23 protein-coding genes are annotated in these 21,310 nt (G+C 56.0%); 8 read left to right on the top strand and 15 right to left on the bottom strand.

What is annotated here, in order from left to right:
- Nucleotides 1-44 precede the first annotated feature (44 nt).
- Nucleotides 45-1,130, bottom strand: coding sequence for a polyamine ABC transporter substrate-binding protein (locus G7G_RS0109205; RefSeq protein WP_010440724.1), 1,086 nt, complete (start codon nucleotides 1,128-1,130; stop codon nucleotides 45-47).
- A gap of 140 nt (nucleotides 1,131-1,270) precedes the next feature.
- Between G7G_RS0109205 and G7G_RS0109200 the strand changes: the two genes are divergently transcribed.
- Nucleotides 1,271-1,954, top strand: a complete 684-nt coding sequence (locus G7G_RS0109200; protein WP_010440722.1) for a GntR family transcriptional regulator — start codon at nucleotides 1,271-1,273, stop codon at nucleotides 1,952-1,954.
- 75 nt (nucleotides 1,955-2,029) lie between these two features.
- A complete protein-coding gene (locus G7G_RS0109195) occupies nucleotides 2,030-3,427 on the top strand; it encodes an aspartate aminotransferase family protein (protein WP_010440720.1) in 1,398 nt (465 codons plus the stop codon).
- A 39-nt stretch (nucleotides 3,428-3,466) separates the two neighbouring features.
- Here the strand turns inward: G7G_RS0109195 and G7G_RS0109190 are convergent, their stop codons facing one another.
- Nucleotides 3,467-4,783 carry a lytic murein transglycosylase gene (locus G7G_RS0109190; protein WP_010440718.1) on the bottom strand — a complete coding sequence of 439 codons (1,317 nt, stop codon included), beginning with the start codon at nucleotides 4,781-4,783 and terminating at the stop codon, nucleotides 3,467-3,469.
- Nucleotides 4,784-4,853: 70 nt separating this feature from the next.
- Nucleotides 4,854-5,561: a helix-turn-helix transcriptional regulator gene (locus tag G7G_RS0109185; RefSeq protein ID WP_010440716.1), complete on the bottom strand. Its 708-nt coding sequence runs from the start codon at nucleotides 5,559-5,561 to the stop codon at nucleotides 4,854-4,856.
- A 22-nt stretch (nucleotides 5,562-5,583) separates the two neighbouring features.
- Here G7G_RS0109185 and G7G_RS0109180 point away from each other — a divergent pair, with 22 nt between their 5' ends.
- Nucleotides 5,584-6,342, top strand: coding sequence for a glutathione S-transferase family protein (locus tag G7G_RS0109180; RefSeq protein ID WP_238528778.1), 759 nt, complete (start codon nucleotides 5,584-5,586; stop codon nucleotides 6,340-6,342).
- Nucleotides 6,339-6,725 carry a DUF1801 domain-containing protein gene (locus G7G_RS0109175; protein ID WP_010440713.1) on the top strand — a complete coding sequence of 129 codons (387 nt, stop codon included), beginning with the start codon at nucleotides 6,339-6,341 and terminating at the stop codon, nucleotides 6,723-6,725. The genes G7G_RS0109180 and G7G_RS0109175 overlap by 4 nt, the downstream gene beginning before the upstream one ends.
- Here G7G_RS0109175 and rnr read toward each other — a convergent pair.
- Genes rnr through dapE form a run of 3 tightly spaced genes read right to left on the bottom strand, consistent with a single transcriptional unit; the run spans nucleotide 6,716 to nucleotide 10,750 of the window.
- On the bottom strand, nucleotides 6,716-8,974 hold the full coding sequence (gene rnr, locus G7G_RS0109170) for a ribonuclease R (protein ID WP_010440712.1): 2,259 nt from the start codon (nucleotides 8,972-8,974) through the stop codon (nucleotides 6,716-6,718). The two genes, G7G_RS0109175 and rnr, sit on opposite strands and share 10 nt — an antisense overlap.
- A 57-nt stretch (nucleotides 8,975-9,031) precedes the next feature.
- Nucleotides 9,032-9,607 carry a TIGR04282 family arsenosugar biosynthesis glycosyltransferase gene (locus tag G7G_RS0109165; RefSeq protein WP_010440711.1) on the bottom strand — a complete coding sequence of 192 codons (576 nt, stop codon included), beginning with the start codon at nucleotides 9,605-9,607 and terminating at the stop codon, nucleotides 9,032-9,034.
- Between the two features lie 3 nt (nucleotides 9,608-9,610).
- Entirely contained in the window at nucleotides 9,611-10,750 is a 1,140-nt protein-coding gene (gene dapE / locus G7G_RS0109160; protein WP_010440708.1) for a succinyl-diaminopimelate desuccinylase, read from the bottom strand.
- 207 nt (nucleotides 10,751-10,957) lie between these two features.
- On the opposite strand from dapE, the gene G7G_RS0109155 reads away from it, so the two are divergent.
- Nucleotides 10,958-12,016: a transporter substrate-binding domain-containing protein gene (locus G7G_RS0109155; protein WP_010440707.1), complete on the top strand. Its 1,059-nt coding sequence runs from the start codon at nucleotides 10,958-10,960 to the stop codon at nucleotides 12,014-12,016.
- Here the strand turns inward: G7G_RS0109155 and G7G_RS0109150 are convergent.
- Genes G7G_RS0109150 through G7G_RS0109140 form a run of 3 tightly spaced genes read right to left on the bottom strand, consistent with a single transcriptional unit; the run spans nucleotide 12,013 to nucleotide 13,272 of the window.
- Nucleotides 12,013-12,357: a hypothetical protein gene (locus G7G_RS0109150; protein WP_010440705.1), complete on the bottom strand. Its 345-nt coding sequence runs from the start codon at nucleotides 12,355-12,357 to the stop codon at nucleotides 12,013-12,015. The genes G7G_RS0109155 and G7G_RS0109150 overlap by 4 nt on opposite strands.
- Before the next feature lie 37 nt (nucleotides 12,358-12,394).
- Entirely contained in the window at nucleotides 12,395-12,988 is a 594-nt protein-coding gene (locus G7G_RS0109145; protein WP_010440703.1) for a TetR/AcrR family transcriptional regulator, read from the bottom strand.
- A gap of 11 nt (nucleotides 12,989-12,999) precedes the next feature.
- Nucleotides 13,000-13,272 (bottom strand): hypothetical protein, encoded by a 273-nt coding sequence (locus tag G7G_RS0109140; protein ID WP_037321149.1) that lies wholly within the window; start codon nucleotides 13,270-13,272, stop codon nucleotides 13,000-13,002.
- A gap of 104 nt (nucleotides 13,273-13,376) precedes the next feature.
- Between G7G_RS0109140 and G7G_RS0109135 the strand changes: the two genes are divergently transcribed.
- Nucleotides 13,377-14,564, top strand: a complete 1,188-nt coding sequence (locus G7G_RS0109135; RefSeq protein ID WP_010440699.1) for an aromatic ring-hydroxylating oxygenase subunit alpha — start codon at nucleotides 13,377-13,379, stop codon at nucleotides 14,562-14,564.
- A gap of 55 nt (nucleotides 14,565-14,619) precedes the next feature.
- On the opposite strand, the gene dapD is transcribed toward G7G_RS0109135, so the two are convergent.
- The 5 genes from dapD to G7G_RS0109110 all read right to left on the bottom strand — a co-directional run bounded on the left by dapD (nucleotide 14,620) and on the right by G7G_RS0109110 (nucleotide 18,758).
- On the bottom strand, nucleotides 14,620-15,447 hold the full coding sequence (gene dapD / locus G7G_RS0109130) for a 2,3,4,5-tetrahydropyridine-2,6-dicarboxylate N-succinyltransferase (RefSeq protein ID WP_010440698.1): 828 nt from the start codon (nucleotides 15,445-15,447) through the stop codon (nucleotides 14,620-14,622).
- Between the two features lie 91 nt (nucleotides 15,448-15,538).
- On the bottom strand, nucleotides 15,539-16,504 hold the full coding sequence (bioB, locus tag G7G_RS0109125; protein ID WP_010440696.1) for a biotin synthase BioB: 966 nt from the start codon (nucleotides 16,502-16,504) through the stop codon (nucleotides 15,539-15,541).
- On the bottom strand, nucleotides 16,497-17,084 hold the full coding sequence (locus tag G7G_RS0109120) for a biotin transporter BioY (protein WP_010440694.1): 588 nt from the start codon (nucleotides 17,082-17,084) through the stop codon (nucleotides 16,497-16,499). The genes bioB and G7G_RS0109120 overlap by 8 nt, the downstream gene beginning before the upstream one ends.
- A 118-nt stretch (nucleotides 17,085-17,202) precedes the next feature.
- Nucleotides 17,203-17,802 carry a GntR family transcriptional regulator gene (locus tag G7G_RS0109115; protein ID WP_010440692.1) on the bottom strand — a complete coding sequence of 200 codons (600 nt, stop codon included), beginning with the start codon at nucleotides 17,800-17,802 and terminating at the stop codon, nucleotides 17,203-17,205.
- A gap of 44 nt (nucleotides 17,803-17,846) precedes the next feature.
- The gene (locus tag G7G_RS0109110) at nucleotides 17,847-18,758 is read right to left on the bottom strand and encodes a threonine/serine dehydratase (RefSeq protein WP_010440690.1); all 912 of its coding nucleotides are present in this window, start codon (nucleotides 18,756-18,758) and stop codon (nucleotides 17,847-17,849) included.
- A gap of 78 nt (nucleotides 18,759-18,836) precedes the next feature.
- On the opposite strand from G7G_RS0109110, the gene G7G_RS0109105 reads away from it, so the two are divergent.
- Entirely contained in the window at nucleotides 18,837-19,679 is an 843-nt protein-coding gene (locus tag G7G_RS0109105; RefSeq protein ID WP_010440688.1) for an LOG family protein, read from the top strand.
- A 3-nt stretch (nucleotides 19,680-19,682) separates the two neighbouring features.
- Nucleotides 19,683-20,783, top strand: coding sequence for a cystathionine gamma-lyase (locus G7G_RS0109100; RefSeq protein ID WP_010440686.1), 1,101 nt, complete (start codon nucleotides 19,683-19,685; stop codon nucleotides 20,781-20,783).
- Here the strand turns inward: G7G_RS0109100 and G7G_RS0109095 are convergent.
- Nucleotides 20,778-21,167, bottom strand: a complete 390-nt coding sequence (locus tag G7G_RS0109095) for a hypothetical protein (RefSeq protein ID WP_010440684.1) — start codon at nucleotides 21,165-21,167, stop codon at nucleotides 20,778-20,780. The two genes, G7G_RS0109100 and G7G_RS0109095, sit on opposite strands and share 6 nt — an antisense overlap.
- Nucleotides 21,168-21,310 lie beyond the last annotated feature (143 nt).

Genomic DNA, 21,310 nt, shown 5'->3' with positions numbered 1-21,310 from the left:
AAATATGGCGCAAGGCAGTTTGTCTGCCTTGCGCATCAATCAGATCAGGTGCCTGATTTCACTTTGGTCCAGAGACGAGTCACCACCCGCTGGGTTTTTGCCGGATAAGGCGTGGTGATATAGAGATTCTGCATCGTCGTATCATCCGGATAGATCGCCGGATCTCCGATTACGTCCTCTTCCAGGAACTCTTGCGAAGCCTTGTTACCGTTGGCGTAGTAAACATAGTTCGACGCGGCAGCCATGTTGTTGGCATCCAGAATAAAGTCCAGAAACTTGTGTGCGCCTTCCGGATTTGGTGCATCAACAGGTATCGCCATCTGGTCAAACCACATCAGCGAGCCTTCCGCGAATGGATGGTATTCGATGACCACACCATTTTCTGCCTCATCGGCACGATCCCGAGCTTGCAGAATGTCCCCTGACCAACCGACGGCCACACAGATATCACCGTTGGCAAGCGCATTGATGTATTCCGAGCTGTGGAACTTCTGCACATATGGACGCACGCCGGTCAGAACCTCTTCGGTCTTCGCAATGACGTCCGTGTCATGGCTATCCGGGTCCTCGCCGATATATTGCAGCACCATCGGAATGATCTCGGCGGGTGCATCCAGGAAATGGACACCGCACGAGGCCAGCTTTTCCATGTTTTCAGGCTTCAGCACCAGATCCATGCTGTTGAGCGCAACATCGTCGCCCAGCACCTCTTTGACCTTGTCGACATTCAAGCCGATGCCGGTGGTTCCCCACATATAGTTGATCGAGTAAGCATTGTTGGGGTCATACCCTGCGGTGCGCTCCTGAATCACATCCCACAGGTTTCCTGCATTCGATAGTTTGGCTGCGTCGAGTTCCTGGAACGCGCCGGCTTGAATCTGGCGTTGCAAAAACGTTCCCGAAGGCACAACCACATCATAACCTGACCCACCGGCCAGCATTTTGGTTTCCAGAACCTCATTGCTATCAAACACGTCATAGATCAGGGTCAGGCCTGTCTCTTCTTCGAATTTGCTCAGCAACTCCTCGTCAATATAGTCGGACCAGTTATAGACACGCACTTCTTCGGCAAAAGCGGCCGAAGTCCCCAATGCGACGATCGCTGTCATCCCCAGCGTTTTTAGTTTCATAGTCTTCTCCCTGCGATTATGCGGCTATTTTCACTTTTTTTTGGATTTGATCAAGTTTTGCGTTTTGCAGTGGTTTCACCTATGGTCGGAACAGGTGTAAATTCAGACAAGATAGAAACGCGCGGATTGAGGTAAACCATTTGGATTTGATCAAAAATAAGGCGAGCACACAGCCGGATGATGAAGAAAAACGCCCTGCGCATGAACAGGTCTATCGCACTCTGAAATCGCAGATCCTGTTTGGTGATCTTGTGCCAGGACAGCCGGTAACGATTCAGGGTCTGACTGATTCGTTGGGCGTAGGCATGACCCCGGTGCGCGAGGCGATACGACGCCTAATTTCTGACGGCGCCCTGATCTTTCAAGGCAACCGACGGGTCAGCGTACCCTTATTATCTGCCAATGATATCGAACAGATGATTTTTGCAAGAATATCAATAGAAACAGAGCTTTCAAGGCGTACCACCAGGAACATTTCGTCGACCGAAATTGACCATCTGGAGAAGCTGGATCAACGGCTCGACCTCATGATTACAGATGGGGATGTTGGCGGATATCTGCGATTGAACCACGCCTTTCATCAAGCCCTGTATTCGCATGCCGATGCCCCGATTCTGGTCGACCTGGCCGAACGTCTGTGGTTGAGATTCGGCCCTTCATTGCGGATTGTTTGCGGTCGATTCGGCACCCAAAGCCTACCCGATAGACATAAGGATATCATCGTCGCACTGCGCAATAAGGATGCGGAGAAGGCTGCTTTGGCAACGGCACAGGACATTGAGCAAGGTATGGGAATGATGGGCGACGCGCTGCCCAGCACCTAGAATGCAGCGATTCGATTGACAGTGTAAAATTTGATCATATTCTATCCTGCAATCACGCTTGCAGGAGAATCGCCGATGTCCACTATCACCAATCACATGCCCACCGCCGAATTGCAGGCGCTGGATGCGGCGCATCACATTCACCCGTTCTCGGCAAATGGATCGCTGGGTGAGGAAGGCGCACGTGTCATCACCCGCGCCAACGGCGTGTATCTGACCGACAGCGAAGGTGAAGAGATTCTGGATGCCATGGCCGGGCTCTGGTGCGTCAATATCGGCTATGGCCGCGATGAACTGGCCGACGCCGCCGCCCGTCAAATGCGCGAACTGCCGTATTACAACACGTTCTTCAAAACGACCCACATCCCGGCTATCGCACTGGCCGCCAAGCTTGCTGAACTTGCACCCGGTGATCTGAATCACGTGTTCTTCGCCGCTGGCGGGTCCGAGGCCAATGATACCAATATCCGTCTGGTTCGCACCTATTGGGCTGAGAAAGGTCAGCCGGACAAGAATATCATCATCAGCCGCAAGAATGCCTATCACGGTTCTTCGGTTGGATCCGCATCGCTGGGTGGTATGGCCGGAATGCATGCGCAAGGTGGCATTCCGATTCCAAATATTCATCACGTTAACCAGCCAAACTGGTGGGCCGAAGGTGGTGACCTCGCCCCTGAAGAGTTTGGCCTCGCCCGCGCACGCGAATTGGAAGAGGCCATTCTAGAGCTTGGTGAAAACCGAGTCGCAGCCTTCATCGCCGAGCCAGTGCAGGGTGCGGGTGGTGTTATCGTTGCGCCAGACACTTACTGGCCGGAAATCCAACGTATTTGCGACAAATACGATATCCTGTTGATCGCAGATGAGGTGATTTGCGGGTTTGGTCGGACTGGGAATTGGTTCGGGTCACAAACTGTCGGCATCAGACCACACATCATGACCATCGCCAAAGGCCTCAGCTCGGGCTACGCGCCTATCGGTGGGTCTATCGTAAATGATGAAATCGCCGAAGTTATCGGCAACACCGAATTCAACCACGGTTATACATATTCCGGCCATCCCGTTGCTGCTGCGGTTGCGCTGGAAAACCTGCGCATTCTGGAAGAAGAAGGAATTGTGGATCATGTCCGCGATGTTGCGGCCCCCTATCTGAAGAAGAAATGGGAGGCACTGGTTGATCACCCATTGGTCGGCGAAGCTAAGATCGTTGGAATGATGGCGTCAATCGCGCTGACACCGGATAAATCAAGCCGCGCCAAATTTGCGTCTGAACCCGGCACGATTGGGTATATCTGTCGCGACCGCTGCTTTGCGAACAACCTGATCATGCGCCACGTGGGCGACCGGATGATCATCTCGCCACCCCTGATCCTGACGCCTGAGGACATCGATGAGATGTTTGTGCGTATTAACAAATCGCTGGACGAAGCATTGGAAGAAATCAACAACAGGGGATTGATGAAATCCGCGTCCTAATCACGATCAAAGGGCGGCCCATTTGGTCCGCCCTTACTTTCAACGCATCCGCTCCAGCAGACTGAGCGACGGGTACCCGTCCGGAACCAGCCCTTGAGCGACCTGGAACGCTCGGACCGCATTGATCGTATTCGGACCGGTGCGACCATCAATCCCTTGAGTGTCAAACCCAGCCTGCGTCAACCGACGCTGCAACTCTTTCTTTTCGGTAAAACTCAGCACGCGATCTCCACGTGGCCATTCGGCTTGAAACGGAGCACCGCCTGCAAGCCGGTCAGACAGATGCCCGATCCCGATCACATAAGCATCGGCACCATTGTATGCCTCGATCACCTTGAAATTATCGAAAATCATCAGAGCAACACCACGGCCACCCGCTGGCAACAAAATTGCAGCTTTTCCATAGTCGGACACCACCTGGCCTGTGTGCGCCAGAACTCCTCGGGCCGCCCATTCTGACGGCATCAGTGTAACGTCTCGTCTTGCATCTGCATAATCAAAGCCGGATGGTAACTTGACCTCTACCCCCCATGGTTGGCCTTTGGTCCATCCATGCTTTGCCAGATAGGCAGCGGCCGACGCCAGAGCATCAGTTGGATCGTCCGACCAAATATCGCGGCGCCCATCGCCATCGAAATCTACTGCGTGATCCAGAAATGAGGTCGGCATGAACTGCGTGTGCCCCATCGCTCCGGCCCAACTGCCGACCATATTCACAGCATCCACGTCCCCGGACTGCAGGATCTGAAGGGCCGCGATAAGCTGGGATTCAAAGAAACTCGCCCGCCGTGCATCAAAGGCCAGTGTCGCGAGCGATCTGATAGTTTGCTTGCCACCCCGATAGGTTCCGAACGAGGTTTCGAGCCCCCAAATAGCGGTGACAACCTCTTTTTCAACGCCATATTGCGCCTCTATCCGCGTCAGAGTTTCCCGATGCCGGTCCAAGCCCGCGCGTCCATTCGAAATCCGCGTTTTTGAAACTGCCGAATCCAGATACTCCCAGATCGGTTTTGAAAACTCAGCCTGATTGCGATCTCGTTTGATGATGTTGCTGTCATAGGTCACCCCGGCCAATGCTCTGTCCAGCGTCCGGGCCGAGATTCCTTGAGCGCGGGCCCGCTCGCGAAACGCTCCAAGCCAAGCCTGAAAGCGCGCGTTCCCTTCGGCAGATACGCGATAATGTTCGACCTCAGGACGCAATACTGGTCTTACCGAAACCATCACGTCTGCCGAAGCCAGTTGAATATTGTCGACCAATGGTCGGGCCAGAGGCCTTATCGATTTGTCTGTTGTATCCGCCTGCACGATGGATGCCCATAATGCGGCGGTCATGACGCCACCTACGCACTTACGCATTCCGATTTTTCCTGATTACTGCTCAGGTTCAATGATAGCGCAAAATCGGTATTTCTCAAAATGTAGAAAATTAGCTTTCCTGTTCCTGTGCCTCGCGTTCAGCACGAATGCGGGCAATCGCCTCTCGCAGTAACGGCACGCGCTTGGGGCGGAAGCTTTCGTCGGACACGTCCATGTCTTGCATACGGTCCAGCCGGAAAACGCGAAAGTCCTCGCGCAAGTGACACCAGCTGAGCAGAACGCTGGCGCGATCCATGTAGACGATACTCAGTGGATTGACCCGACGCCGGGTTCCCACGCCCTTGGCATCGGTATAGGCAAACTCAACCGCGCGTTCGTCCCATGCTGCTTGGCGCAGGACTGCAACATCAATTGTTGGCACCGCTGGCCTGTCAAACCGCGTGGCAGTCAGAACAGCATGACTTAGTCGGTGGGATTGGCGCTGCGGCAACCGGCCCTGCAGCTTTCGCAAGGCCTCGCTTGCCGCATCAGACAGCGCCGGATCGCCAATCAACTGCACCTCTCGTAGACCTAATACCAATGCTTCAAGCTCGTCATTGGTAAAACCCAGTGGTGGCAAAGTTGCATCTTCGATCAGGGTAAACCCAAACCCGGCCTCGCCGTCTATTACGGCCCCCAGAGCACGCAAAGCATCGATGTCCCGATGTATTGTACGCGGTGAAACGCCCAAATCCTGTGCCAGCTGGACCGACGTTCTGGGTGATGGGCCAGAACGCAGGGCTTGCATCAACTGAAACAGGCGAGCGGTACGAGACATACTGCACACTAACCTAAACCTAATGTCAGAAACTGTCATTAGTCAGGCGTATCCCTCGGACATCCCAATTATGGAGCTGATGATGCTGACCCTTCTTACTTTCCCCTCTGCGTTCGGCCTGTTCAGTGCCAGCCCGTTCTGTGTGAAAACCGCCCTGATGCTTCAACGGGCAGGACAGCGCTGGCAGCGGTCCGACCTTTTGGACCCCCGCAAGATGCCGCATCAGAAACTGCCGGTTCTGCGCACACCCGAGCGCCTGATCCCCGACAGCGACTTGATCCGCGAGTGGCTCGAGTCTCAGGGTGCAGATTTCGATGCCGGTTTGAATGGCCTGCAAAAAGCCCAATCCCGTACTCTAATCCGCATGGCCGAGGAACATCTTTACTTCCATGTCGTCCAGGATCGCTGGGCCAATGATGAGGTCTGGCCAATCCTGCGCGATACGTTCTTCACAGTCATTCCAGCACTGATCCGCAAGCCGGTTTCGAACTCGATCCGTAAATCCGTTGTCAAAGGGTTGGCCTTTCAGGGTGTTTCCCGATTCTCACCCGCAGAACGACAGGACCGGCTAGAGCGCGACCTTGAAGCTATCTCAACCTATCTTTGGCAATCGCCCTACCTGATGGGAGAGGAACCGACCTCGGCGGACATGAGCGTCGGTCCAATGCTGGCGGCAATGCGCGCGACACCGTCCGACACCCCCCTGACCCGCCGGATCAAACAGGATAAGCTGCTCAGCAGCTATATCGATCGAATGGAACAGGCGATCCCACTGTCATGACACCCTTTGAGGATGCAAAAGTCGCCGCAGCTTACGGGGCGATGCCAGAAGAAACTCGCGCAGGAGCACTTATGCTGCGCGAGTTGATTTTCGAAACTGCGGCCTCGCTACCGCCGGCCCAGCCTCTGGAAGAAGCGTTGCGGTGGGGTCAGCCAGCCTATTTGGCACCCAAGGGATCAACGATCCGACTGGGCGGACACAAAGCCGCTCGGTTTGCGTTGTTCGTGCACTGCCAGAGCAGACTGATGGGGGATTTCACTTCTGCTTTTCCCGGTGAGGATCAGATCGATGGCAATCGCGCCATTCTATTCGATGCGCCCGATCAGATTGACCCCACACGCCACGGCTGGCTGATTGCGCGCGCGTTAACCTATCATCTCTGACGGCGTTTGCGTTCAACCTTGCGCTTGATTTTGTCCTTCTTGCGCTTGGTGCTGACCGCCTTGCGCCGCGACCCGCGTTTGGTTGGACCGCGTCCTCGTGGCAGGGCTTGATCATCGATGGAGAGCAGTTCCAATTCCAATCCACCGGTTACAGGCGTAGCCTCGGTCAGCCGCACGGTGACACGCTGACCAATGGCAATAATCAGGCCGGTATCCGAACCCATCAGTGTCCCGGCTTCACGGTCAAAATGAAAGAACTCACGCCCCAGCGAGCGCACGGGCACCAGACCGTCCGCTCCGGTCTCATCCATCTTCACGAAGGCCCCGAAACGTGCGATACCGCTGATCCGGCCTGTGAACTCATTGCCGACCCGCTCGCTAAGATAGGCCGCCAGATAGCGATCAGTCGTATCGCGCTCGGCCATCATGGAACGGCGTTCCGTGTCCGAGATATGGGTGGCCGTTTCCTCCAGCCGCGCGATTTCCTCCTCGGTCAGCCCATCCTTCCCCCAGCCATGGGCCGTGATCAGCGCGCGGTGCACGATCAGGTCCGCATAGCGGCGGATGGGTGAGGTGAAATGTGCATAATTCCGCAGGGCGAGTCCAAAATGTCCAAAGTTTTCAGGACTGTAATAGGCCTGCGCCATCGACCGTAAAGTGGTTAGGTTGATCAGCTCGGCATCTTCGGTACCCGCGGCAGCATTCAGCAGCGCGTTCAGGTGGCGGGTCTGCAACACCTGCCCTTTGGCCAGATTCAAACCTGCTGCTTGCGCCGTCTCTCTCAGGCTTTCCAGCTTCTCAGGTGCGGGCTCTTCGTGGACGCGAAACAACAGCGGGCGGCGTTTGGCAATCAGTGTCTCGGCGGCAGCGACATTGGCGAGGATCATGAACTCCTCAATCAACTTATGCGCATCCAATCGGTCACGGAACGCGACGCTGGTCACCTCGCCAGCATCGCTCAGAACGATCTTGCGTTCAGGCAAGTCCAGCTCCAACGGTTGGCGCTCCGCCCGCGCTTTTTTCAACGCGTCATAGGCGGCATAGAGCGGTTTTAGAACGGTCTCCAGCAACGGCTCGGTGCGGTCGTTCGGGTTGCCATCGATCGCTTCCTGCACCTCGGAATAGTTCAGTGAGGCGGCTGAACGCATCAGACCCCGTGCAAAGCGGTGGCCGATCTTGTTACCCTCGGCATCAATCTGCATCCGAACCGCGATACAGGCGCGCGGCACGCCTTCGTGCAGGGAACACAGATCACCGGACAGGCGATCCGGCAGCATCGGCACTACGCGGTCGGGGAAGTAACTGGAATTGCCCCGTTTGCGTGCCTCACGATCCAGCGCCGTACCGGGCTGCACATAGGCGGCCACATCGGCGATGGCGACCCAGATTACATGGCCACCTTTGTTCTTCGGATCATCGTCTGCGTGCGCATAACAGGCGTCGTCATGGTCCCGTGCATCCGCAGGATCGATGGTCAGCAAGGGCATATCCCGCAGGTCTTCGCGCCCTTTCAGGCCAACAGGTTTGGACTTGTCGGCTTCTTCAATCACATTGTCCGGGAAATCGTCAGGAATGCCATGTTGGTGGATGGCGATCAATGAGACAGCCTTGGGCTCGGTCGGATCGCCAAGCCGTTCAACAATGCGCGCGCGTGGCAGGCCCATGCGGTTCTTGGGTCCGGCCTGCTCGGCCTCGACCAACTCCCCGTCCTTGGCGCCCAGAACGGCCCCGTCCGCGACCAGCCATTCGGTGGAACCAGCCTTGTCGATAGGTACGATCCGGCCACCCTCGGCCCCTTTGCGGAAGATGCCAACGACCTTGCGTGGGTTGGTTCCGATGCGGCGGATCAGACGCGCCTCGTAATTATGGTCTTCCTCGTGCACAACGATCAGACGGGCCAGAATGCGGTCACCCTCGCCCAATGCCGGATCGCTGGCGCGGGTGATGAGCAGAATAATGGGCTCGATCCCCTCACCGTGCCATTCCAACGGTCGCGCAAACAGATCGCCATCCGCGTTCGGAGCCTTGACCTGCAACACGCTGACCGGCGGCAGGCGGTCAGGATCACGATAGCTGCGCTTGCGCTTTTCCAAATGCCCTTCGGCCTCAAGCTCTTTCAGGATGCGCTTCAGGTCGATCCGATCTGCGCCCTTGATGCCAAAGGCCTTGGCGATATCACGTTTCGAGGTCAGGGTAGGGTTCGCCGAGATCCAGTCGAGGACCTCTTGCTTGGTCGGAATGCGTGTCATGAGTTTGGCCTAGCACGGGCATGCGACCGCGTCATGACCAAAAAGCGGCCTGTCGGGTCAGCCGTGCAGATCGGCCACGGTATCCACATCGCGCAGGTGATCCAGCAACGTCACTCGACGTCCATTTACCGAAGCCAGCGTGTCGGCCAAAGCACTCTCAGTCGACCAGCGCACGTTGTTGAACATCCCTGACGGCAACGCACTATAACGCTGCGCACCAACCAACCAATAGCCCCCGTCAGGGGCTGGCCCGAACACGATTTCAGCCCGGCCCAATGCGTCGAAGGCCCGCGCGATGTGTCCGCGTGTAATCCCCGGAATATCTGCACCGATCAAACATACTGGCCCATCGGGGGCACCGCGCAGCATCCGCCCCATACGATCACCGAGATTTCCGCGCCCTTGCGGCTTACGCGGCAGATCGACTGGCCAGACACGGCTTTTCATCCCCTCCCGATCCGGAGTAACCGCCAGAACAATCTGCCAGCGCGGATCGCGCAGGCGTCGGACAAGTGACCGCGTTTGATGTCGAAACCACCAAGCCGCACCGACCATGCCAATATCGCGTCCCAGACGGGTTTTCACCCGCCCCGGACGTGGCTCTTTCACCATGATGACCAAAGTCTTTTGCATCAATCAGGCAAAATAATCCGATAGAATACGCGCGTATATTGCCTTGAGCTGATGAATTTGTGCCACCTCAACGCACTCATCAACCTGATGCATCGTGCGCCCGACCAGCCCGAATTCGACCACTGGGCAATGGTTCTTGATGAACCGGGCATCCGATGTGCCGCCAGTGGTTGAAAGCTCGGGGCAGATATTGGTTTCTGACTCAACGGCGCGCGCTACCAGATCCGAAAGCCGACCCGGAGGAGTCAGAAAGCTCTCACCTGAGATTTTGATCTTGGTTTCGATTTCAACTCCAAACGCCTTGGCAACTGATTCAGCCTCGGATTTCAACCAGTCGCTCAGGCTGACGCCCGAGTGCAGGTCATTGAACCGAATGTTCACTGTTCCAGAGCATTGCGCCGGGATGACGTTCGTCGCTGGATTGCCCGTATCGATCGTCACCACGGCCAATGTTGAGGCATCAAAGTGGTCGGTCCCCTGATCCAGCTCGCGACTGGCCAGCCGATCCATCAACCGCGCCATTGCTGGCAATGGGTTATTCGCCCGGTGCGGATAAGCAGAATGCCCCTGCACCCCGGTCACGATAAACCAAGCTGACATTGAGCCGCGCCGACCGATCTTCATCATTTCACCCATCTTATTCGGACAGGTTGGTTCCCCTACTAGACAGACCGACATCCGCTCATCCGTCGCATCCATGTGATCCAGCAGGGCGACAGTGCCATCGACCGCATCACCCTCTTCATCACCTGTAATTGTCAGAATCACCGCACCATCCGGAGGCGTATTGCGCACAAAATCAATGGCTGCTGCGGCAAAGGCTGCCACACCAGATTTCATGTCCGTCGCACCACGGCCATACATCACTCCATCACGAATTTCTGCTCCGAACGGGGGCGCGGTCCAAGCGGCCTCATCACCCAAGGGAACAACATCCGTGTGGCCGTTGAAGCCAAAGCTGCGAGCGTGTCCTTTCTTGCCCCAACGCGCAAATAGGTTGCTGACGCCTCCGCGATCCACACGGGTGCATTCAAAACCTGCATCCGCAAGTTCACGTTGCAGTAAAACCAGCGCGCCGCCCTCTTCGGGTGTGACCGAAGGGCAACGGATCAGATTTGCGGTCAGCTCAACTGGATCGGTCATAACGGGCCTCTTGTTCTGATGGATGCCGGTGTTCGTGCACAGATTCAACGAATTGCCCGGCTTGCCAACCCCGAATAGTCAGATTTCCAATCCAAAATCCAAAGACTTCGATTTTAGCACCCCAACAAAACATGAGCCTTGACCCTGCGGCTGCCTTGCCGCGCTGCCCCGAACTAGGTTAGAGGGCCGCGAAACAGGTGATTCCAAATGAAGCGCGTCTTCTTCGCATTGATCTGCCTGACTTTCGCGACTCTCGCGCAGCAAAGCCAGGCTCAGACCCTCACGGTTACAACTGTGACCCGCCCTCCGTTCTCGTTTGTCGAGGACGGGGTCCAGACCGGTTTCTCGATGGACCTGCTGGCGGCGTTATCTGAGTCGCTGGGCTGGGAGTATTCGATCAACCGGGTCGAGAGCTTTGGCGAAATGCTGGGGGCCGTTCAAGACGGGTCAGCCGATCTGGCCATTGCGAATATTTCAATCACCGCCATGCGTGAAACCCGAATGGATTTCACCCAGCCCATCTTTGAAGCCGGGCTACAGATCATGGTTCCGTCCGAGGCAGCGCGCCAACCGTCTTTACTGCACGCCCTGCTGTCGCGCGAGCTGTTCATCGCAATTGGTCTGGCCTTTGCCATTCTTCTGGGCGGCGGCATGCTGATGTGGAGTTTCGAGAAACGCGCGCAGCCCTATTTTGACCGGAAACTGAATGAGGCTTGGTTCCCTTCCTTCTGGTGGGCGCTCAACCTCGTGGTCAATGGCGGGTTTGAAGAGCGGATGCCCCGCACGCCGTTTGGGCGCATTCTGGGGGTTGTGCTGGTGGTTTCCTCGCTGTTCATCGTATCGGTGTTTACGGCCCGGATCACATCGGTGATGACTGTAGATGCGATAACCGGCAGCGTGAATTCGGTTAATGACCTCTATGGCAAGCAAGTCGGAACCATCTCTGATTCAACAGCAGCCAACTTTCTGAACCGCCGCGAGATCGAGTTCACGGGCTATGCCGACCTTCAGGACATGCTGGCTGCGTTCAAAGACAAGGATCTGGATGCAGTCGTATTCGATGCGCCCATTCTGTCCTATTACGCCAGTCATGAGGGTCGAAGAACGGCAAGTATGACCGGCGGGATTTTCCTACGCGAAAATTATGGCATCGCCTTCCCAACCGGATCGCCTTTGGTTGAAGACGTCAACCAAGCACTGCTGTCTCTTCGCGAAGACGGTACCTATGATGAAATCTACCGCAAATGGTTCGGAGCGCGAAACTAAGCCGGGCTCTCGTCTCCAAAGAATGGCGTCATCTGCGCAACTATGACGGCGTTTTCGTCCAGCGCCCGCTGCATCAATGCCCGCTCATCCGGATCGATATCGTGCCCCTGCGCTTCACGCTCGGCAAGCGTGCCGTAGCCGGTGACATCCAGAGGAGCGGTATCGGCCTGTTTTAAAATCGCCACCGTTTCACGCACGGCTTCTGCCTCATCCACACCGCTGGCAAAGCACATCAGCGCGGCTCCGGTTGCGTCTTTTGGCAAACCATCTCCATCCTTCCGGCCAATCTGAACCAGAAGAGTATAGACTTGCTGACGCGAGGGTTTCTTTTGCTTCTGCATAAGGCCCGCAATACGCTGAGCCAGAGTGTGGGTCAACTCAGGTCCGATCGCTCTGGCAGGCCGCTTCCAGCAAAACCAATGCGGCTGCCCGTTGCCTGTCGCGCCAACCTTCCTTTGGAACCAAGGGCATTACAGCATCTGTATTGAAGTAAATCGCTGTGATCCCTGCAGCCGCGACATCCACAAGATTCGGATCAGCGCTTGTATTCTCAGCACTGATCTCAGCAGCGATACGATCTTCAAACTCGTATACGAAGCGCAACAGGGGTTGGCGAATTTCTTTGTGTCGCTCCGAGGCCGCTACCAAAGCCGCAAAAACGGCGGCGCTTTCAGAAGAATAATCAACGCGTCCAAACAACGCTTCGATCAAAGCATCAATGCGCCCTGTTGCTGGCAACATATCGAAGAAGGTTTTTGTCCGCATAGCAAAATCACTCAGGACATGGTCCAGCAGGCGCTGGATCATTTCTTCGCGATTGCCAAGGTAGTGACGAAGCAGAGGCCGCGCGATCCCCGCTTCTTCGGAGATACGGGCGAGTGTTGAGCCATCCAATCCATACCGCGCGACACATCTGGTAAATGCGCTCAGTATTTCCTTCGTACGGACATCTTTCAAACTGGTTCTGGGCATGAGTCAATCATTCAGGCGGTCTGAGTGGGGAAAATGTCCGTCAGGATGTAAAGTACTCCGAAGCCGAACCACATCGCCGTTAGCACCCAGAACAAAACCGGGTTCTCTTTGCGCTCAATAGCTTCAACAAGAAAGGCCTGCCCTGATCGAATTGCCAGAACGCCCCAGTACACAAAAACCACACCCCAGATCGCATATACCCCCGCCAGTGTTGATGCCAGCAGCACCAGCACAGCCGCGATAGTCATCCATTTGTGATGCCTTAGGCTTTTTCCAGGTTTCATCTACCCGCCTTATCCTTCGGTCGAAATCTTGAAATTGGATACTGGACAAATCGCTTTATTGTCAATAATGACAATTATCATTTTTGACAATCTAAGGAAGTGACATGCAAGCCCCGGCATCGCTACCCGACAAACCGAAAAACCGACTACCGCGAGAAGCCTATGTTTCAGAGGATTGGTTTCAGGTTGAGCAATCACAAATCTTCAGCCGCTGCTGGACCTTTGCCGGTGTGACAATGGATTTTCCTGAACCCGGAGATTTTCGCACGATCAAAGCCGGAGCAAATTCCGTAATTGTCATCAAAGGCGCCGATGGTGAGTTACGCGGGTTTCACAATCTTTGCCGCCATCGTGGTACAGAACTTCTGGAAGGATGCGGCAATGCAGGCAAAACCATTGTCTGCCCCTATCACAACTGGGTCTATAATCTGGACGGTGCTTTGCGCGGAGTTCCTGCCCAGCGTGAGTGCTTTCCTGATCTCGACAAGAAATCCAATGCTCTTTTTGGGGCGGCTGTGGGCGTATTTCGCAATCTTGTTTTCGTTAATCCTGACCCGGATGCGGATTTTGACAACTGGCTGAGCGGGCTGGATCAGGTTCCTTGGCCGCATGATCTGACCTCGACCGAGCTGCAGGAAAATCCCGACAACGTGGTTTATGAAATCGAGTGCAATTGGAAGGTCTTCTTCGAGAACGCAATTGATGGCTATCATCTCGCCTATCTGCACAAAGACACGCTGGGAGGGCCGACCCATGACAAAAACCTGTGGGAGGTGTTTGGTCAAAATATGATTTGGTGGTCGACCGAGCGCGAAGGTGTGAAACACAGGATTCCGCAATTCGTTGAAAACTCCGCCAAAGGTTCAGGTTTGAAAACCGTTAAAAATGCTGAAACTCCGGGGTATGGCGGGGTCTACATGCTCTTCCCAACCACGATCCTAACGCCCAATCCCTGGGGATTCTCGATTTCAACGATGGAACCCATAAGCGCAAACAGGATGCGATTAAGGGTGCGGAACTGGTCTCCGAAGGGCTGGTTTACTTACACGCACCGCGCGGCTGACATTCCCGGGTACGATGCCGAAACAGGGCTGATCAAATCCTCGCACTGGACCAAACACCCGTTGGAAACGGGCGATTTCCAAACCGAAGATGTCTGGGTTTGCGAAAAGATGCAAAAATCCATGCAATCTCCGCGCTTCGAAGTGGGCGCTCTCGCCATAGGCGCTGGCGGCGAGGCCGCAATAGATTTCTTTCAACAGACAGTGCTGGGGTTGATGCCCAAGCAATAATAGATTTGGCCGCAACATCTGCTCTGCGGCCAAATCTTAAATAAACAGCTCAGGATCAGTCGCGCAGCAGATCGTTGATCCCGGTTTTCGAGCGCGTCTTTTCATCAACGCGTTTCACGATGACCGCGCAATACAGGCTGACGTTGTTCTTGGACGGCATCGAGCCTGCAACAACCACCGAATAGGGCGGAACCTCGCCATACATAACCTCACCGGTTTCGCGATCGACAATCTTGGTCGACTTGCCAATGAATACGCCCATGCCCAGAACCGAGCCTTCGCGGACAATACAGCCCTCAACAACCTCGGAACGGGCGCCGATAAAGCAGTTATCTTCGATGATGGTGGGACCAGCCTGCATTGGCTCCAGCACTCCGCCGATGCCAACACCGCCCGACAGGTGCACATTCTTTCCGATCTGTGCGCAAGAACCGACCGTTGCCCAGGTATCGACCATGGTGCCTTCGTCCACATAAGCACCCAGGTTCACAAATGACGGCATCAACACCGCACCGGGTGCAATATAGGCTGACTTGCGCACGACGCAGTTGGGCACCGCCCGGAATCCTGCAGCGCGCCACTGGTTCTCATCCCAACCGGCGAACTTGCTGTCGACCTTGTCCCACCAGCCACCGGCTTGCGGGCCGCCATTTTGGATCTCCATATCCTTGATACGGAAACCCAGAAGAACGGCCTTCTTAGCCCACTGATTTACGTGCCAGTTGCCATCTGCCTGCTTTTCGGCAACGCGCAATGAACCGCTGTCCAACGCATTCAGAGTATCCTCGATGGCCTCACGCTGCTCGCCCGTCGTGGCCGGTGTGATCGTATCACGCATGTCCCAGGCGGCTTCGATGGCGGCTTCCAGTTGCGCGTTTGACATAGGCGTCTCCCTAGAGAATCTGTTCACGTTGATGTGGCCTATACGCAAGGTGGAACCATGGCGCAATGCGACGCAAGCAACCCTACATGCGTCAATCTTCTGCTATTGCGCCAAGAAGTGTAAACATGTTCCTGTCATTTTGTGTTCCAGCATTGGGTGCGGTCAGCAAAACATCTCCGTAGAAAACCGAGTTTGCGCCAGCGAGAAAACACAATGCCTGCTCTGCGGTCGAAAAGTCAGACCGGCCCGCCGACAGGCGTACGCGGGTTGCTGGCATGGTGATACGTGCGGTCGCAACCATGCGCACCAGATCGAAGATGCTCACCTTCTCTCGATGCTCCAGCGGAGTACCCTTAATCGGGATCAGAGTATTGATCGGAACGCTTTCGGGATGTGGGTCAAAACTCGCTAGAACCTGCAATAGTGAAGCACGATCCCGCAGACTTTCACCCATGCCGATGATACCTCCACAACACAGATCGATACCTTCGTCACGGCAATAGCTGAGTGTTTCCAACCGATCCTGATAGGTGCGCGTCCCGATGATCTCACCATAGAATTCCGGCGAGGTGTCGAGGTTGTGATTGTAGGCGGTTAGTCCCGCGTCGGCGAGTCGTTGGGCCTGATGCGGCTTTAACATGCCCAGTGTCACGCAGGCTTCCATCCCCAGATTGCGAACGCCCCGAACCATTTCAAGAACATTGTCAAATTCTTCCCCATCCCGCACTTGGCGCCACGCGGCCCCCATGCAGAACCGCTCGGCCCCGGCCTCCCTGGCCTGTTTCGCCAGCGAGACCACATGCCCGGGGTCCATCAATTTCTCTTTGGTCAGTTCGACCTCGCGGTGATGCGCGGATTGAGGGCAATAGGCACAATCTTCTGGGCAGCTGCCGGTTTTGATCGATAGCAGGCTGGCCTTCTGAATGTCTTCCGGGTCGTGATACGTCCGATGGATGGTATTTGCACGGCCAACCAGATCCAGCAGCGGGAGGCGCAGTAGCGCCTCCACCTCATCCACGGTCCAGTTGCTGCGGATGTCCTGTCCTGTATCAAGCATCCGCTTGCGACCCGCGGATTTTCTGCATCAAACCCGTTGGCAGGCCAATCACGATAACGGCCGCCAACGCGATCTTTACGAGATCACCTACGATAAACGGGCTGAAACCGTAAACCAGCACTTTGTCCGCAGGTACAAACTGGGCCAGCCACCCCAGACCCAGAGCGTATATCGCTACAAGTCCAGCTAACATGGCCGGGACCAAAAACAGCTTGCGCAGATTATCCGCCACCCATCCGACGATGGCCGAGGCAAAAACGAAGCCCAGCAGATAGCCACCAGTGCCGCCCATCATATAGGCCAGTCCGATGCCTTTTTCGGGTGTCCCAGCAAAAACCGGCAGACCGACGGCCCCAGCCACCATGTAGCCAATCACAGTTGCGGATCCGAGGCGCATCCCGAAAGCTGCAGAAATCGCCATGACGGCAGCGACCTGCAGGGTCATCGGCACCGGCCAAAATGGCACTTGGACTTTTGCGCTGGCTGTCAGCAGAAGGATGCCCATCACGACACGGATGATCTGTCCCGCCGGGCTGAGCGCACCGGTAGTCGGCAAGGCGGATCGCAGCATGGCTTTCATTGTACTTCCTTTTATAGATAATTATTTGCCAGTTGACTCATGATCAACATTTTTATCTATTAAAAATCAAGTGAAATCTTCAGCGGTGAAAAAATAGCACTTAACTGCCTGAAAGAACTCAATTTGCGCGGCGAATATGGCGCACCAGAATCGATGTCGCCGCTGACACATCTTTGCTTTTTAACGCCTGAATTATGGCCGCGTGATCCGTATCGATCCGCTGCATCCATTTTGGTCGCCAGTGCGCGAACAGATGCCGCGCGCTGGCAATATGCAGATCATCAATCGCATGCAACAGGCGAGGTAGGCCGCATGGCGTCAGGATAGCTCGGTGAAAGATTCTGTTCCGCGCTTCCCATTGCGGCATACTGTCAGCCTCATCGCAGTCTTTTCGCGCCCGATCAGCTACTTTCAGTGCGGTTGGGGTCATGTTTTGCGCTGAATGCTGCAATGCCAGAGATTCAAGCGCGACACGCATTTCGATCACCTCACGCACTTCGGCGGGGTCCAAGGCAGTGACACGCATGCCCTTTCGCGGCTCGCTTTTGGCCAATCCATGTGCCTCAAGCCGCAGCAGCGCTTCGCGCACCGGCACATGGCTGGTTTCAAAGTCGCGCGCGATATGGTCCTGACGCAACTTCTCACCGGCGGCAAGGTCGCCAGTTATGATCTTCTGGCTCAGCGCTTGATATATCGTGTCGGCAATGGTCGCAGTCATAAATTATAGATAAAATTCACAACGTGTTTCCACAAGCAGTTAATTCAATCAGCCAGGGGGTCCGGCGCAATATTCCCACCGCAGATAAGAACCGCAACCCGCTCATCTGGTTCGGGCTGATATGCACCTGAGATCAGCGCAGCCATGGCTGCCGCCCCAGCTGGTTCCACCAAAATTCGATGAGCTTGCCACAATGTCTGCTGGGCCTGCGCTATCGCCTCATCGGGAACCAAAACCGAAGTCATCCCCTGTGCCAGACCGAAGCAGATATCGCCAATTCGACGTGCGCCTAACGCATTCGCTGCAATGCCTGAGACCGAAACATCAACCGGCTCACCTTCAGCCAAGGCAGCATTCAGCGCGCAGGAGGTTTCCGGCTCGACAGCCACAACCTTGCGCGCACCCTGAAACCAAGCCAGCGCCCCAGCAATCAGGCCGCCGCCACCGACAGCAACCAGAACTGTATCTGCCTGCAAACCCTGCGCGTCCCATTCAGCAAAACACGTCCCTTGCCCGGCAACAGTTGCGGGCGCGTCATAGGCGTGGATTTGCATTGCACCAGATTCAGCCTCATGTGCCTGAGCCATGGTCAAAGCGTTGGCATATTCCCCCGGAACCACGCTCAGATCGGCTCCGATCCGTTCGATCAGGGAAATCTTCGACGGTCCTGCAAGCTCGGGCACAAAAATCTTCGCCGGATGACCTAACGCATGCGCCGCATAAGCCGCAGCCGCTCCATGGTTGCCACCCGATGCCGCCACCACGCCCGCCGAAGGAACATCCATGCTGAGCAAAGTGTTGAACGCGCCGCGCGCTTTGAAGCTGCCAGTGTGTTGCATATGCTCCAGCTTCAACTCGAGCGGATAACCCAGCGCATTGCTCTGCATCACAGGTGTGATTTGTGCATGTCCGGCAATGCGATCCCGCGCTGCCAATATTTCACTTTTCCAATCCATTCTTGTCTTTCCGTGACTGGCACTCTTCCCGCGAACCCTATAGCTGTTTTGGAAACACGCAAGCAGGGAACCCCGTTTATGAGAGAAGATCGCCTCAGCCCCTTTCGCGACGCACAGACCGACCGCTCGACCGCAAGCGAAGTGCCGGACACGCCGCAGACGCGGTCATCGGCCTATCGACTTGCCTTCGCTGATGATGATTTCCTGTGCCGGGATGAGCTGCGCCCCGTTCGCCTGCAACTGGAGTTGCTCAAGCCCGAGATGATCATGACCGAGCGTGAGATCACCTCGACTATCGTCATGTTTGGCGGTGCGCGCATCCCGGAACCAGCCCAGAAACACACGGCGCGGACTGAGACTTTGGCCGGGCTGTCAAAATACTACGATGAGGCGCGCGAGTTTGCGCGCCTGATGACAGAGAAATCGAACCAGACCGGTTGCCGTGAGAATGTGATCGTCACCGGCGGCGGACCCGGCGTAATGGAAGCGGGTAATCGCGGTGCACTGGATGCGGGTGGCTATTCGATCGGCCTGAACATCGTGCTGCCGCACGAACAGGCCCCGAACCTGTATGTAACGCCTGATCTCAGCTTCAACTTCCACTATTTTGCTATCCGCAAAATGCACTTCCTGATGCGCGCCCGCGCCATCACTATTTTCCCGGGCGGGTTCGGCACCATGGATGAGTTGTTCGAATCCCTGACCCTAATCCAGACAGGACGGATGGAACGCGTTCCGTTCCTGCTGTTCGGGCGTGAGTTCTGGGAGAGAGTCATCAACTGGGAGGCGCTGGCGGACGCGGGCACCATCTCGGACGAAGATCTGGACCTGTTCCGCTTTGTCGACACCGCGCAAGAGGCGGTCGAGATCATCGAGAACTGGGAACCTGCTCCCCCGCGTGACCAAATTCCGGGGCGCTGAGCTATGACTAAACCCAAGACCGGCGAGATGCTCCACCTGCGCGGAAACGCGTTGGACAAGGGCGAGCCTGTGGCCCTGCCATTGACCCAAAGCAGCATGTTTCATTTGCCGGGTGATCCAGACGGTCACGCCAGTTATGGCCGAGTCGACAACCCGACTTGGGTTCACCTGGAGCACGTCCTGTCGCATCTCGAAAACGCGCCTTGCCTCAGCTTTCCTTCTGGCATGGGGGCGATTTCGGCTGCGCTGTTTGCCACGGTCAAAGCAGGGTCTCGTTTGCTGATCCCATCCGACGGATACTATGTGACCCGGCTACTGGCCGACCGGTTCCTGTCGAATCTAGGCGTTTCAATCGTCGAACGCCCAACTACTGCCTTTGCCGAAGGTGGCTTTGATGGAATTGATGTCGTGTTCTTGGAAAGCCCATCGAACCCCGGTCTGGATATGCTTGATCTGCCAGCAATCGCCAGGCCCGTGCGCGAGGCTGGTGGCATCACGATTGCCGACAACACAACCATGACACCATTGGGCCAACGCCCACTGGACCTTGGCGTCGATGTGGTGGTGAGTTCGGATACGAAGGCGATGGGCGGGCATTCGGACCTGCTGATGGGCCATGTCGCCAGCCGCGATGCGCAAATCATGGAACGGGTAGAGGATTGGCGCCGCGTTTCAGGTGCGATACCGGGGCCGCACGAGGCGTGGTTGTTGCACCGTGGCCTTGAAACGCTGGATGTGCGGTTTGATCGCATGTGTAGCTCGGCGCAAGTTCTGGCCGAACTGTTGGCATCGCACCCGGCCGTGAAACACATTCGCTATCCCGGCCTGCCCGGTGATCCATCGCACGCATTGGCGGCTGCCCAAACCGCTCGGTTCGGTTTTCTGCTGACAATCACGCTGGAGTCTGAGGCCAAGGCCGAACAGTTCATCAACGCCTGCCCCCTGCTGCGCCCTGCCACATCCTTCGGCGGTGTCCACAGCTCAGCCGAGCGGCGTGCCCGCTGGGGCGATGCGGTCGACCCTGCCTTTATCCGCTTGTCTGTCGGGTGCGAGCCGGTAGAAGAACTGTGGCCGGCGATCGAGGCCAGCCTGAACGCGTTATGATTTCTTCTTAGGTTCACGCAGCTCGGTGAACACGTAGATTGGCAGCACGATGCTGGCGATCAACGCGCCCAGCCATACCAGCAAAGTCGCTGCCAGTAAGTTGGAAATACCTCCAACTGTTAGCCCCGCTGTTATCAGATCGGTCACCAGCAAGCCCACAAATGTGACAATCAGTGCGATCCCACCTTTCAGCGCCGGGGCCTTCTTCTCGCCCAGCTTCAGGATCAACGGTTCGGCTACGACTTGAACCAGCGTAAAGACAATCACTACAACGATGAACGAGATCGGCTTGATTGCAAAGCCCGCCAGCAGCAGCGAAGCAAGCAACAACCCGATGGCATTCCCGACTAGTAACGCGAGAGCGGATTTTATTCTGCGCGACATAAGGTGATCTCCGACAATCAACACTTCGAAACATGCAGATATTAGCAGGACAACCAGAATTTGCGAGGTAATTCGACTCCGAAGGTTTTTTGACCTGTTGAAATCACATGATAAAATACCTTCATCAAGGCCAGACCATACCT

The organism is Ruegeria conchae, assembly GCF_000192475.1.
Classification (GTDB): domain Bacteria; phylum Pseudomonadota; class Alphaproteobacteria; order Rhodobacterales; family Rhodobacteraceae; genus Ruegeria; species Ruegeria conchae.
Note: the sequence above shows the minus strand (reverse complement) of the source record. Positions and strands in the feature narration are given on the sequence as shown.

Excerpts from the sequence above, each read along its gene's own strand:
- G7G_RS0109180 (WP_238528778.1), top strand. The coding sequence starts at position 5,584 with ATGTCAGAAACTGTCATTAGTCAGGCGTATCCCTCGGACATCCCAATT.
- G7G_RS0109095 (WP_010440684.1), bottom strand. The coding sequence starts at position 21,167 with ATGTCGCGCAGAATAAAATCCGCTCTCGCGTTACTAGTCGGGAATGCC.
- rnr (WP_010440712.1), bottom strand. The coding sequence starts at position 8,974 with ATGACACGCATTCCGACCAAGCAAGAGGTCCTCGACTGGATCTCGGCG.
- G7G_RS0109165 (WP_010440711.1), bottom strand. The coding sequence starts at position 9,607 with ATGCAAAAGACTTTGGTCATCATGGTGAAAGAGCCACGTCCGGGGCGG.
- G7G_RS0109120 (WP_010440694.1), bottom strand. The coding sequence starts at position 17,084 with ATGAAAGCCATGCTGCGATCCGCCTTGCCGACTACCGGTGCGCTCAGC.
- bioB (WP_010440696.1), bottom strand. The coding sequence starts at position 16,504 with ATGCTTGATACAGGACAGGACATCCGCAGCAACTGGACCGTGGATGAG.
- G7G_RS0109185 (WP_010440716.1), bottom strand. The coding sequence starts at position 5,561 with ATGTCTCGTACCGCTCGCCTGTTTCAGTTGATGCAAGCCCTGCGTTCT.
- G7G_RS0109140 (WP_037321149.1), bottom strand. The coding sequence starts at position 13,272 with ATGAAACCTGGAAAAAGCCTAAGGCATCACAAATGGATGACTATCGCG.
- G7G_RS0109115 (WP_010440692.1), bottom strand. The coding sequence starts at position 17,802 with ATGACTGCGACCATTGCCGACACGATATATCAAGCGCTGAGCCAGAAG.
- G7G_RS0109135 (WP_010440699.1), top strand. The coding sequence starts at position 13,377 with ATGCAAGCCCCGGCATCGCTACCCGACAAACCGAAAAACCGACTACCG.
- G7G_RS0109175 (WP_010440713.1), top strand. The coding sequence starts at position 6,339 with ATGACACCCTTTGAGGATGCAAAAGTCGCCGCAGCTTACGGGGCGATG.
- G7G_RS0109195 (WP_010440720.1), top strand. The coding sequence starts at position 2,030 with ATGTCCACTATCACCAATCACATGCCCACCGCCGAATTGCAGGCGCTG.
- G7G_RS0109205 (WP_010440724.1), bottom strand. The coding sequence starts at position 1,130 with ATGAAACTAAAAACGCTGGGGATGACAGCGATCGTCGCATTGGGGACT.
- G7G_RS0109155 (WP_010440707.1), top strand. The coding sequence starts at position 10,958 with ATGAAGCGCGTCTTCTTCGCATTGATCTGCCTGACTTTCGCGACTCTC.
- G7G_RS0109150 (WP_010440705.1), bottom strand. The coding sequence starts at position 12,357 with ATGCAGAAGCAAAAGAAACCCTCGCGTCAGCAAGTCTATACTCTTCTG.
- G7G_RS0109110 (WP_010440690.1), bottom strand. The coding sequence starts at position 18,758 with ATGGATTGGAAAAGTGAAATATTGGCAGCGCGGGATCGCATTGCCGGA.
- dapE (WP_010440708.1), bottom strand. The coding sequence starts at position 10,750 with ATGACCGATCCAGTTGAGCTGACCGCAAATCTGATCCGTTGCCCTTCG.
- dapD (WP_010440698.1), bottom strand. The coding sequence starts at position 15,447 with ATGTCAAACGCGCAACTGGAAGCCGCCATCGAAGCCGCCTGGGACATG.
- G7G_RS0109190 (WP_010440718.1), bottom strand. The coding sequence starts at position 4,783 with ATGCGTAAGTGCGTAGGTGGCGTCATGACCGCCGCATTATGGGCATCC.
- G7G_RS0109145 (WP_010440703.1), bottom strand. The coding sequence starts at position 12,988 with ATGCCCAGAACCAGTTTGAAAGATGTCCGTACGAAGGAAATACTGAGC.
- G7G_RS0109100 (WP_010440686.1), top strand. The coding sequence starts at position 19,683 with ATGACTAAACCCAAGACCGGCGAGATGCTCCACCTGCGCGGAAACGCG.
- G7G_RS0109105 (WP_010440688.1), top strand. The coding sequence starts at position 18,837 with ATGAGAGAAGATCGCCTCAGCCCCTTTCGCGACGCACAGACCGACCGC.